Below are 12014 nucleotides of genomic sequence, written 5' to 3' on the forward strand. Positions count from 1 at the left end.
GTATTGTCGTTGAATTTGGTTGCGACAGTCAAGATGTTCTCTGATGTCTGAAGTTGTCAAATGGCTACTAAAATATTGATGTGAATCATAAGTTGACCCGGCCGACCTAATGATGGCCATCAAACAAACCGAGAATATCTCGGATGCTGGCGTGGGTGTGGGGGATTGGCGTAGCGATGACAGGTGGGGAACTCACAAGTTCGGCCGACCGCCGGTTAGATAAAGCGAACGGACCCAGACTCTTAACACAATTAGTTGGGTGCTAGCCGGTGCTCGCGCCGGCGGAGTTTCCCAGCTGTCATCTTTGTCGAAGCCAATCCCCCACACCCACGCCTCGTACGCTAGCACGACGCGCACAAACCCAAAAACCGATAAATAAAAAAAACGCCCCAACGCTGTGCGTCAGGACGGGCTAAGATTAGTTAAATTGCGAAAAGAACAAATGTCAGCAAGCTGGCCTTTACAGCCATGAAAGATGCCATTACACGGTTACCAATAGTTCGAATCATAATCGTACCTCCAAGGTTGTTGTTCACTTTTTGTATAGTTAAATTGTAAGCGCTTTACCTTCAGCGTAACTTAAATAAGTTCTTTTTTGCGCTCACACTTTTTGTAAGTGGTAAGATAGTTGCTGGAATAAGTGAGGTGAGAGATATGATGAATCGTGGACGCATGAGTCCAGCTGAGGTTAAAGCGTATCTGAAGGAGTCGGATACCACCCTTGGTGAGATGTTAAAGTTTGTTTTTGGCAGTGTATTGAAGCGCAAATCATTGCTTGTTTTGAATGTGGCCTTGCTGGTAATTATTGCCGGGCTTAATTTTGTGGTGCCTCAGTTTACACAACATGTGATTGATCACGCCGTGGCGCTTAAGAACATCCACTCGTTGGCGGTCCAGGTTGGGCTACTGATTTTGACAACGCTAGCGTTGGGTGTCGTGACGTTCGTGTCGACCTATTTGATGCAGATGCTGTCGCAACGTTCAATTACGGATTTACGGTTGCAGACTTATAACCGTATCTTGAAGCAGGATTATGACTATTTTCAAAACGCCAAGACGGGTGATTTGATGGTTCGGTTAACCAGCGATATTAGTAACTTGCAAAACCTGATTAGTTCAGACAGTTTTGGCATTATTGGTAATATTTTTACATTCGTCGCTGTCTTAACGTTTTTGTTTTTGCAGGACTGGCAACTAGCCTTGATGGTGACAGTAACCTTTCCGGTGCTCTTTGTGACGATTCGTTACTTCCGTAGTAAGATTCGTGAAGCCTACACCAAGGTACGCGCTACGAGTTCGCAAATTTCGAATCAGTTGCAGGGCACCATCACAGAGATTGAGCTGATTAAGAGCTATACAACGGAAGACGAAGAAACCGCTCGTTTCCGAGACGTCGTTGAAGCACAAAATGGTTATCAATTGGAAGCGACCCGGTGGCAGGCGATTTTCCAACCCTTAGTTAACTTTATTAATACAGTTGGAACAGCGATTGTGTTGGCATTTGGTGGTTGGTTAGTTATTAAAGGGCACATGACGGTTGGTCAATTAGTGGCCTACTTGAGTTATCTATCATTATTGCAAGATCCAATTCGGTCATTCTCACGGCTATTAAATATGCTCCAAACGGCACAAGTCTCATATGACCGTATCAAAGATATTATGGGTGCTGAGGAGAAAATTAAGAACGCGTCTGAACCAGTCGCGTTCCCAAGTCCCTTGCAAACCGGTATCGATTTGCAAAACGTGTCATTTAGTTATGATCAAGAACGAGTTGCATCGCTTAATGGCATTAACTTGTTAATTCCAGCGGGCAAGACAACGGCTTTGGTTGGCCGTTCTGGTGCTGGTAAGTCAACGCTAATTCGACTTTTGACCCGCTTTTATGAACGAACGGGTGGTGACATCTTGTTTGATGATACGAAAATTGAAGCAATTGATATTCGTGATTTGCGGCAACATATTTCAATCGTCAGTCAGGACGTGACGATTGTCGATGGGACAATTGCGGACAACATCCGTTATGGCTCAGGTGAGGTGTCTGATGACAAGTTGTGGGATGCTGCTGAACGAGCCGCGATTGCGGACTTCATTCGTGGCTTGCCAGATGGTATGGCAACGACTGTCGGTGAGCGTGGCGTGAAGTTGTCTGGTGGTCAAAAGCAGCGCTTGTCAATTGCGCGTGCTTTGGTTAAGGATGCTGAAATTGTTATTCTTGATGAAGCAACGGCTGCGTTGGATAACGAGTCAGAAAAAATTATTCAGCACGCCTTGGATAATTTAATGACACACAAGACGACAATTGTGATTGCGCACCGCTTGAGTACAGTGCATAATGCTGATCAAATTGTTGTGTTGAACGAGGGCGAAATTGTAGAACGCGGTTCACACGATGAGTTGCTTGCCCAAAATGGTGTTTATAAGACGTTGTATGATGCGCAGTTTGAGTAAGTAATTATGAAATCGTTTTCAAATTATGGTAGGCTATTAAGATAATAATTTGAGATATTGAGGTCAACCATGGAAAACGATGTATTTAAAATTTTGTCGAATCGCGCATCAATTCGGGCTTTTAAAGATGAACCCGTTTCAGATGAGCTGGTGATGACGGTCTTGTCAGCCGCTGCATCAGGTCCGAATATGAATAACTTTCAACCAGTGACGTTCATTGAGATTACTGATCAAGCTGTGAAGGATGAAATTACGGAACGGGTGGGGATGCGGTATATCGCTGGCGCACCACGGTTCTTCGTCTTGGCGATTGATTACAACAAGCTGTTTGTTGGTGCAACGCCAGAACAAGCTGCTGTAATGGCAGAAAACTTGGCGTGGTATAACATGACCGAGGGTGCTTTGATTTCAGCGGGGATTGCCTTAGAGAATGCTGTTTTGGCAGCTAACGCGGCGGGCCTTGGCGCGGTGACGATGGCTGGGGCGGTACGTCCACTTGATTTCCTACAGGATACGTTACAGTTGCCAAAGTTTGTGAAGCCAGTGATGGGCTTGTCGTTGGGGTATCCTGACCAGGAACCTGGGGTGAAGCCTAAGTTACCCGTTAAAGGTGGCTTCTGGATGACGGACAAGTATGATCAAGCAGCATTGGAAGGTGCTGTGGCCACGTACAACGACACCATGCGTGAGTATTTTGCCGGTCGGGGCATCGACGAAGACTGGACAGAGCATAATATGAAAATGGTTGCGACAACTGCGAAGGACAACAGCCTGGCAACGCAACATTTGCATGATAAGGGATTCGCAACAAAATAATTAATCAGATCAATTGCAGTTGCAGTTGGTCTTTTTATTTTGGGTGTTGCACCCTTGCTAGGTAGGATATACTGGAATAAGCGAAAAACAGTGAGGTGTTTGAGATGAGCTTTCCAACTGAAAAACAGTTACGCGATCGGTTTGATCGGTCTGAACATGCCGTCTATTTTGCGACGGCTGATAAGCGAACACGCTACTATGGTTTTGGTGTCCGTGAAGAGAAGTTTGGAGCGGATTTTCAAGACGTGGCAGCATGGGCACGTGAACAACGTTACCCAGTCTTTGGTGGCTTTTCATTCGATGAACAATCCGTTACAGATAGCGCACTAATGAATGGTTATTTCGTGTTGCCGGAAGTGCTATACGACATTACAGATCAACATTTATGGGGACGTGAAACGGATCCGTTCGGGGCACCGACACCCATAGCTGGGCCAGCGATTATAAGCCAAACGGATGAACGCGATTGGCCAGATCGGGTCCAAACGGCAGTTGATGACATGCAGCAAAATCCCAACCACCAAAAAGTGGTGCTAGGCCGGCAACGACAAGTTAGGTTAACGGGTGAGTTGAATTTAGCGACGTTGCTAGCCGACCTTGCGACGCAACAACCCAATAGTTACCACTTCGTGTTGAAGCGGGGGGATGAGGTGTTTGTGTCAGCAACCCCGGAACGCCTGGCAAAAGTTAACCGCGGTCAGTTTGAAACGGCTGGTGTTGCCGGAACGATTCGTCGAGGCGCTGATGAAGCGGAAGATGCGCGTTTGGCAACTGAGCTCTTACAAGACCCCAAGAACTTGCAAGAGCATGCGTATGTAGTTGAAACGATTGTGTCGCGCTTGCAAGATGTGGCCACTTTGACGTTACCAGATGGACCACAAATCATGAAGAACCCACAGGTCCAACACTTGTACACGCCGATTGCGGGGCAATTAAATGGTGACAACACGGTATTGTCCCTTGCTGAACGTTTGCACCCAACGCCAGCGCTTGGTGGTAAGCCTGTTGACTGGGCAATGGCAACGATTCGGACGATTGAGCAGCACCCCCGTGGTCTGTTTGCAGGTCCAATTGGCGTGGTGAAGCCGGATGGCGATGGCGAAATGATTGTTGGTATTCGGTCGATGTGGCTGAAGCAACAGACAGCGACGTTATTTGCCGGTGCCGGTATTTTAGCGGACTCAGATGTACAAGCTGAATTTGAAGAAACGGGGCTGAAGATGACCCCAATGATGAATTTATTGAAGGAGCAAGATAAGTAGATGGCAAATGAAGTTTTGACGACGAATATTAAACACCTGTTAGGTAGTTTGGTTGCACAAGGTGTTCATGAGTTTGTGGTATCACCAGGATCACGAACGACGCCATTTGCTTTGTTGTTAGCTGAGATGCAACACGTCCGCGATGATGTGCGTGTCACGGTAGACGTTGATGAACGGTCAGCAGCCTTCTTCGCGTTAGGAATGGCAAAGACGATGCACCAACCCGTTGCATTATTAGCGACATCAGGAACGGCAACGGCTAATTATTTACCAGCCATGATGGAAGCCCACGTGTCACACGTCCCATTGATTGCGTTAACAACCGATCGCCCAGCCGAGTTACAAGCGATTGGTGCACCACAAACGGTCAACCAAACGAACCTATATGGGGATAATATCAAGGATTTTGTGGCTGTTGAGATGCAAGATGCGCATGCTGATGTGACACGTTATATTGACTATCGTGTGCAACAGATGGTGGTGACAGCAGTGACTGCACCAGCAGGGCCGGTGCAGATTAACTTGCCGTTGCGCAAGCCCTTGATGCCTGACTTGGGTGCAACGTGGCCAGCAGTGGTGGCCCAGCATATCATTACTGGTCAAACGCGGGCCGACTGGCAAACGGTGCAAGGCATTGCGGCCTTACTCCGTGATAAGCGGGCAATGGTGTTAGCAGGACCTGATGAAATGACTTGGGATGCCACCCAATTTGAACGATTCGCGAATCACTTTAAGTTACCCATTTTGGCGGATGTGTTGAGCGGGGTTCGTCCAAGTGATCATGCGATTAATGGGATTGATGCTTTGCTTGAGGCTGATGTGTTGGCTGATGATTTGGTGCCAGAAGTGGTTATCCGATTTGGTGGCACACCGGTTTCTGCACGAGTTGTCGCTTGGTTGCGGGCCAATGACGTGCAAGTTATTCAAGTTGGTCAAAATGTGGCCGGCCATGACCACTCACGACAAGCCGAAATTACGGTCGCCGTTGATGAGATGGGCTTGATTGCTGATTTGCTGGCTGAGCCAGGCAGCGATAGCGTTGCCTTTTTAGCGCGTTGGCAAACGGTGAAGACCACGTTGACAAAGCCGATTGCATCAACTGACATGACAGAAGTGGCCTTGCCATTAGCGATGACGAGTTTGCCGGCTGATAGCCAATTGTTCGTGGCCAATTCAATGCCAATTCGGGATATGGATAATTACTTTATGCCAACGCAAGCAATTCGGGTGATGGCGAACCGTGGGGCGAACGGAATTGATGGGACAGTCTCAACAGCTTTTGGTATGGCCATGACCGGCAAGCCAACAACGTTCTTGACTGGTGATTTGACGTTATTCCATGATATGAATGGGTTGATGATGGCACATCAGGCACAATTAGATTTGACCATTGTGGTGGTTAACAACCAGGGTGGCGGAATCTTCTCATTCTTGCCACAAGCAGCAGCGAAGGCCTTTTTCGAACCAATGTTTGGGACGCCATTACCATTTGAGATTGCGGATGTGGCTAAACTTTATCACGCGGATTATGAATTGGTTGCCGACCAGGCACGATTACGTGAATTGTTAGCCCAACCCGCTCAGGGATTGCGTTTGCTTGAAATTAAGAGTAATCGCGAAGCTAACGTCGCAGAACACGACGCATTGTTGGCAAAACTACGTGAGGCTTTCCATGGATAAGACAGCTATTATTAATGATTATCCTTATCACGTTCGGATTGTAGGTGAAGGAAAGCCAACCTGGGTGTTCTTTCATGGTTTCATGGGTAGTTATGCGGAATTCGAGCAAATTGCTCCGCAAGGCACGCGAGTTTACATTGACTTGTTAGGATTTGGGAATCAGGCCCCAGTTGTTGCGGACGCGCCACGTTTTTCAGCTGAAAATCAAGTCAAAGACCTAGTCGCCTTGTTCGATTTATTTGACTTACACGATATTCGGTTAGTTGGTTACTCAATGGGCGCACGGCTAGCGCTAGCTTTTGCGATGATGCAGCCAGCTTATGTGTCTCATTTGTACCTAGAAAGTGGCACGGCCGGGTTGGCCGATATTGACGCGCGACAGGCACGGGTGGCGGCAGATGCTGAAAAAGCCCAGCGGATTGAAACAGCTGGCATGGCAAAATTTGTGGCAGATTGGGAACAGTTACCGTTGTTTGCGAGTCAACAACAGTTGTCACTAACGCAACAGCAATTTATGCATGAGCAACGGGTTAATCAAACGGCGGCTAATGTTGCCAATTCACTACGTTATTTCGGCACGGGAGCAATGCCAAATTATTGGGATGGTTTGGCAACCTTGCTAGTACCCGTGACATTGATTACCGGTGAAAATGATCAAAAGTTTGACCGTCTGAACGCCGACATGGCGACTCGGTTACCAAATGTCCGCCGGGTAATTGTGCCTGGTGCGGGGCATAACGTGCATTTCGAAAACGGTGCTGCCGTCGTTGCTGCCTTGCAAGCTGAGGTGTAACGATGCAAATTGCAGCCATCACCTTGTACCCATTACAGTTACGCTTGAAATCGCCATTCAAAACGGCGCATGATGTGACCTATGAGCGGCCATTAACTTTGGTGGCGGTCACCACAACCGATGGTATAACTGGCTTTGGTGATATCCAGTCGTTTATTGATCATGCTTATGCGCCAGAATCTCAGGCTGAATCGCTAGCTGAGGTGCAACGACTAAGTCACTTGATGTTGGGACAGACATTTGATTCCGCAACGACACTCAGTAATTGGCTACAAACGCAAAGCCGATTCTCCTTTGCCAAGGCCGCGCTTGAAATGGCGGCATGGGATATTCAGGGTAAACAACAGGGCCAATCATTACAGCAAATGATTGGCGGGGTTGGTGCAACTGTGCCGGTAGGAATTGCGATTGGTATTCAGACTGATGCCCAAGCTACCCAACGGGCCATTGCAGCGGCAGTTGCCCAAGGGTATCAAAGAATTAAGTTGAAACTGGCTGTCGCTACGGACTTACAACAACTTCAGACCGTTTTAGCAGCTTTTCCGGACCAACTATTTTCTGTTGATGCGAATGCCGGCTGGCAACCGGCGATGATGGATCGACTATGGGCGCTTGAACAAGCAGGGGTTTTCATGATTGAGCAACCGTTTGCGACCGACGCTTGGCAGGCACACCAGATTGCACAACAACAGTTAACGCAGTTGCATATTAGTTTGGATGAATCCTTAAATGATTTGGCGGATATTACGCGAGGATTAGCAATTGCTGATGCATTTACGCTCAAACAAGCCAAGGTTGGTGGGATTTGGCCGACATTACAGGCAATCCATCAGATTTCAGTGGTGGATAAAATTCCGTGGATTGGTGGCATGCTGAGTTCCGGTGTCGGCCGGGCAGTCGACCTAGCGTTGGCTTCAATGCCAGCGACACGCCAAGTGCCAGCGGATAGTTCAAGTGCATCACGGTACTTCGAACGAGACATTGTGTTAGCACAACCTGAAATTGTGGCCGGCCGATTACCGGTACCGAGTACCCCAGGATTAGGGGTAACGATCGACTGGTCGGCAGTCGCTGATTTGCAAGCAAGTGACACGATAACAATTAAATAGACACACAAAAGGCCAGAGCGGGTTATCGTGCTCTGGCCTTTTTATGTATTGTTTTCGTGGCCAACATCTAGGGGTAGTAGTTGCTGGCCGAATCGTATCAAATGAGAAGAAAGAGTTAGAGAGTTCTCGATACGTTTGGATATGGTATCCCATATCTCAACGTTATTTAGTATAAGACGTATCGCATCTAAATTTGTAAAAGTTCCCAAATAGTCGAAAGGTTGAAATTTCCGGGACGAGATCAATATTGCGTGTCATTCTGACCATATCCGGTCGGAGCCTATGACAATTTGCTATAATGGAAACATTAAGAAAACGAGGAAAATGCTGATGAACACACGAATTGAAAATGTCCGTCGCCTATTCGAACCGCTGGGAATCGACGGGATGATTATTGCTGATGGGACAAACATGCGTTACTTGACTGGTTTTGAAGGTGGCACGGGTGACGGCTTGGTTCTAATCGGTCGTGAAAATGCCGCCTTGATTACGGATGCCCGCTACGAAGAAGAATATCGTGAGCGCCTCGATGAAGGCACGCAACTGTTGGTTACCCGTGATTACTGGGGTGTGGCAATGGCTGCTGCAAAGCGCTTTAAGATTGAAAACTTGGGCTTCGAAGACACGCTACCATTCCGCGACTTTGATTACCTTGATGAAAACTTTGTTGGTGTCGATATCGCACCGGTACCTGCGCTACTTGAAGCCATTCGAGAAGTAAAAGATGCTGATGAGTTAGCTAAGTTGCGCCGTTCAGCTGACGTCGCAGTGGCAGCTTTTAATGAGATGGTACCGCAGTTGCACGTTGGCATGACAGAACGCGAAGTGGCGAACTTGTTAGATCGCATTATCAAGGAAAAGGGGGCTGACAAAGCCTCATTTGATACGATTGTGGCCTCGGGGTACCGTGGTGCTTTGCCACACGGCACATACTCAGATAAGCCAATTGCGGCGGGTGAGTTAGTGACGATTGACTTTGGTTACTTTGTCGATGGATACACGTCAGACATCACACGTACGTTAGCGTTTGGTGAGCTCGATGAAGAATCAAAGCGCATTTATGACGTGACGTTGGCTGCGCAACGCGCCACGATTGACGCTGTAAAGCCAGGTGTTGCGAATGCGACATTGGATGCGGTTGCCCGTGATATTATCACGGAAGCTGGTTATGGCAAGGAGTACAACCACGCCACAGGTCACGGCATTGGTTTGGATATTCACGAAGGTCCAATCTTGTCAGCTAGTTCACCAGCTGAAGACGTTGTCCGTGAAGGCATGCTATTAACAATAGAGCCAGGTATTTATGTTGCTGGCAAGGGTGGCGTGCGGATTGAAGATGATGTTGTCGTGACGGCCGACGGGTTTGAAAACTTGACGGCAGGTATCCCAACTGACTTGATTGTGATTGATAAATAAGATGGCACTACAATATTTTGAATTTTATCGTGGTAATTTAGCGACGGGATTTGATTATATTTACGCGAAGCAGACCGATCAGCACGCTTTTTATTTGCGCGTACCTGCGACAATGAATGCGCCGATTATGGATGTCACGGATCCAACATTTGTCTTTATGCGTGAGCAACCCACAAATGCCAAGTGGCGCCAATTTGCGACAATGTGGCAAGACGTTTCCTTTCAATGGCCAAACATCGAAAGGAAATTAATGGCAACTTTGCCAAATTGGCAGGCGGATTATCGGCAAGTGCAACCAGGCACAACCGATGAATGGGGCTTGATTGTTCAGTTCGATGATCAACCAGATGTCTTACGCTTTGGTGGCGTAAATGCTTTTCCTGAAGATTTTGCTGCGTTTGAAAAGTGGATTAATAGTTATGATGGCGGACGACTCCGCTAAAAGAGGGTTAGAGAAAAATGGAATATTTTACTTCTGATACGCATTTCTTCCATGAAGAACTTTTGCAAAGTAATAATTTTGCACCTCGCCCATTTAACTTCTTAGAAGATGAGCACCCTGCAATGATTAAGGCCTGGAATGACCGGGTTGGTGAAACGGACACGGTTTACCATTTGGGCGATATTGCCATGGTGAACCACATCCGGCCAGCCAAACTAGGGCATGAAATGATTGCGGGCATCTTGGAACAATTAAACGGACACATTGTGATTATCAAGGGAAATCATGATTCACGAGCGTTGTTTAAGTATTTGGCCGCCCACAATCCAGTCCTATCAGACGGTAAGCCTAAGTATGAATTTGAGGATGTTGGTCGTATTATTAAGGCTAATCACCACCAATTCTTTTTGACGCACTATCCAATGATGTTTGGTCAAACACCAAGTAGCATTAATTTGCACGGCCACATTCACCACTACAGCGTGCCAGTCCAAGAAAATATTAATGTCGGTGTGGATAGTGCTGATTTGGATTACTTGATGGCTGATGAACGGCCAGCCTGGAGCACACCCTTAACAATGAACGAAATTGAATTAATTATTCAACGAAAGCATGATGATTTCGCCAAGCGGAGGTAACTAGATGCGAGATAAAATTTCGATTTTACATACGAATGACTTACACTCGCATTTAGAGCGTTGGCCTAAAATCCGGCGCTATTTATTAACGCGCAAACGTCAGTTACGACGCGATGGCTATAGCGTCTTGACGTTTGATATTGGTGATTTTTTGGATCGCCAACACCCCCTAACTGAAGCCACGATGGGGCAAGCCAACGTGGCCTTGATGAATGAAGTTGGCTATGATGCCGTGACAATTGGTAATAACGAGGGCTTAGGTTTAGCGCATGATGATTTAAATCACTTGTATGACCAGGCCAATTTTCCAGTTGTTTTAGGTAACATCACGGATAAAACGACCGGTAATATTCCGGATTGGGCAGTAGCTTACCGCATTATTACGACGCCACAGGGTACTCGGATTGGCGTACTCGGGTTCACGGCGCCGTTTATTTTGACCCTACCGTTGTTAAATTGGATGCCAGAAGAAATTGACAGTGCGTTACAGCGCATTTTGCCGGAATTGGCTGGTAAAACAGATATCAATATCTTGTTATCACACTTAGGCCTACCAACTGACCGGTACTTGGCCGAGCATTACCCAGAATTGCACGTGATTATCGGTGCCCACACGCACCATTTGTTGGAACATGGTGAGAAACGCGGTAATTCATTAATCGCGGCGGCCGGGCGTTACGGGGATCATATCGGCCGAATTGAATTAGAAATTGAAGACGGCAAGTTGGTCCACATGCAGGCCCGTACAGTAGTCACGGATGATTTGCCAGCCGTGCGTGAAGATGAGATTGAGATTGCCGGGTATCAAACTAGTGGTGAGCAACAACTAGCGAAGCGGGTGATTGCAGACCTACCAACGGCGTACACAACGGATATTCGTGGTGAACATCGCTTGATTGATTTGGGACTAGCGGCCCTGATGCAACGCACACACACTGATGTGGCGATGTTATCGACGGGCTTGTTTCTGCATGATTTACCTGCTGGCTTAGTCACTGCAAAGGATTTGCACGCTTTGTTACCACATGCGGTGCACCCGATGCGTTCAACGTTGGCAGGGCGTGATTTGTGGCGTCTGGCTCATGAAATTGAAAAGAACCGTAACTTCTTACGGCCTAATCGACTAAAAGGCATGGGTTTCCGTGGCGAGGCCTGGGGTGAAGTTGTATGGGCGGGACTAACCGTCTTGGCGAATGGGGATGTTCTCGTGAAAGGCCAGCCACTCGATATGGCGGCCACGTATACAATTGGTGGCTTAGACCATTACATGTTTATTCCGTATTTCCCAACTTTGGAAATTGCGGGACAGAACGTGATGTCATATGATACAGTAATTCGTGAGGACTTTGCGGCCTATTTGGCTGACACGTTTACACCTTAAATAAAATACAGCAGAAAGGAGGCCCACAA

The 12014-nt window shown here is 47.4% G+C and carries 10 protein-coding genes; all 10 read left to right on the forward strand.

Going from position 1 to position 12014, the window contains the following annotated elements; translation table 11 throughout:
- The first annotated feature begins 654 nt into the window (after positions 1-654).
- The 10 genes from WEIDD23_RS03695 (at position 655) to WEIDD23_RS03740 (ending at position 11985) form a co-directional block, all read left to right on the forward strand.
- Positions 655-2448, forward strand: a complete 1794-nt coding sequence (locus tag WEIDD23_RS03695; protein ID WP_010375085.1) for an ABC transporter ATP-binding protein — start codon at positions 655-657, stop codon at positions 2446-2448.
- A gap of 69 nt (positions 2449-2517) precedes the next feature.
- Complete coding sequence (locus tag WEIDD23_RS03700; RefSeq protein WP_062358766.1) at positions 2518-3264, forward strand: nitroreductase family protein; 747 nt, start codon at positions 2518-2520, stop codon at positions 3262-3264.
- Between the two features lie 104 nt (positions 3265-3368).
- On the forward strand, positions 3369-4526 hold the full coding sequence (locus WEIDD23_RS03705) for an isochorismate synthase (protein ID WP_010375081.1): 1158 nt from the start codon (positions 3369-3371) through the stop codon (positions 4524-4526).
- Positions 4527-6206, forward strand: a complete 1680-nt coding sequence (menD, locus tag WEIDD23_RS03710) for a 2-succinyl-5-enolpyruvyl-6-hydroxy-3-cyclohexene-1-carboxylic-acid synthase (protein WP_010375080.1) — start codon at positions 4527-4529, stop codon at positions 6204-6206.
- The gene (gene menH, locus WEIDD23_RS03715) at positions 6199-6999 is read left to right on the forward strand and encodes a 2-succinyl-6-hydroxy-2,4-cyclohexadiene-1-carboxylate synthase (protein ID WP_010375079.1); all 801 of its coding nucleotides are present in this window, start codon (positions 6199-6201) and stop codon (positions 6997-6999) included. Before menD ends, menH begins: the two co-directional genes overlap by 8 nt.
- A 2-nt stretch (positions 7000-7001) precedes the next feature.
- Positions 7002-8108: an enolase C-terminal domain-like protein gene (locus WEIDD23_RS03720; RefSeq protein WP_062358767.1), complete on the forward strand. Its 1107-nt coding sequence runs from the start codon at positions 7002-7004 to the stop codon at positions 8106-8108.
- Between the two features lie 330 nt (positions 8109-8438).
- Complete coding sequence (locus tag WEIDD23_RS03725) at positions 8439-9524, forward strand: M24 family metallopeptidase (protein ID WP_010375077.1); 1086 nt, start codon at positions 8439-8441, stop codon at positions 9522-9524.
- A 1-nt stretch (position 9525) separates the two neighbouring features.
- The gene (locus WEIDD23_RS03730) at positions 9526-9966 is read left to right on the forward strand and encodes a hypothetical protein (RefSeq protein ID WP_010375076.1); all 441 of its coding nucleotides are present in this window, start codon (positions 9526-9528) and stop codon (positions 9964-9966) included.
- A gap of 17 nt (positions 9967-9983) precedes the next feature.
- Positions 9984-10604 (forward strand): metallophosphoesterase family protein, encoded by a 621-nt coding sequence (locus WEIDD23_RS03735; protein ID WP_010375074.1) that lies wholly within the window; start codon positions 9984-9986, stop codon positions 10602-10604.
- Positions 10605-10608: 4 nt separating this feature from the next.
- The gene (locus tag WEIDD23_RS03740) at positions 10609-11985 is read left to right on the forward strand and encodes a bifunctional metallophosphatase/5'-nucleotidase (RefSeq protein ID WP_010375073.1); all 1377 of its coding nucleotides are present in this window, start codon (positions 10609-10611) and stop codon (positions 11983-11985) included.
- Positions 11986-12014 lie beyond the last annotated feature (29 nt).

Source organism: Weissella sp. DD23, from assembly GCF_001579105.1.
Taxonomy (GTDB): domain Bacteria; phylum Bacillota; class Bacilli; order Lactobacillales; family Lactobacillaceae; genus Weissella; species Weissella cibaria.

Excerpts from the sequence above, each read along its gene's own strand:
- WEIDD23_RS03720 (WP_062358767.1), top strand. The coding sequence starts at position 7,002 with ATGCAAATTGCAGCCATCACCTTGTACCCATTACAGTTACGCTTGAAA.
- WEIDD23_RS03730 (WP_010375076.1), top strand. The coding sequence starts at position 9,526 with ATGGCACTACAATATTTTGAATTTTATCGTGGTAATTTAGCGACGGGA.
- menD (WP_010375080.1), top strand. The coding sequence starts at position 4,527 with ATGGCAAATGAAGTTTTGACGACGAATATTAAACACCTGTTAGGTAGT.
- WEIDD23_RS03740 (WP_010375073.1), top strand. The coding sequence starts at position 10,609 with ATGCGAGATAAAATTTCGATTTTACATACGAATGACTTACACTCGCAT.
- WEIDD23_RS03705 (WP_010375081.1), top strand. The coding sequence starts at position 3,369 with ATGAGCTTTCCAACTGAAAAACAGTTACGCGATCGGTTTGATCGGTCT.
- WEIDD23_RS03725 (WP_010375077.1), top strand. The coding sequence starts at position 8,439 with ATGAACACACGAATTGAAAATGTCCGTCGCCTATTCGAACCGCTGGGA.
- WEIDD23_RS03695 (WP_010375085.1), top strand. The coding sequence starts at position 655 with ATGATGAATCGTGGACGCATGAGTCCAGCTGAGGTTAAAGCGTATCTG.
- WEIDD23_RS03735 (WP_010375074.1), top strand. The coding sequence starts at position 9,984 with ATGGAATATTTTACTTCTGATACGCATTTCTTCCATGAAGAACTTTTG.
- menH (WP_010375079.1), top strand. The coding sequence starts at position 6,199 with ATGGATAAGACAGCTATTATTAATGATTATCCTTATCACGTTCGGATT.
- WEIDD23_RS03700 (WP_062358766.1), top strand. The coding sequence starts at position 2,518 with ATGGAAAACGATGTATTTAAAATTTTGTCGAATCGCGCATCAATTCGG.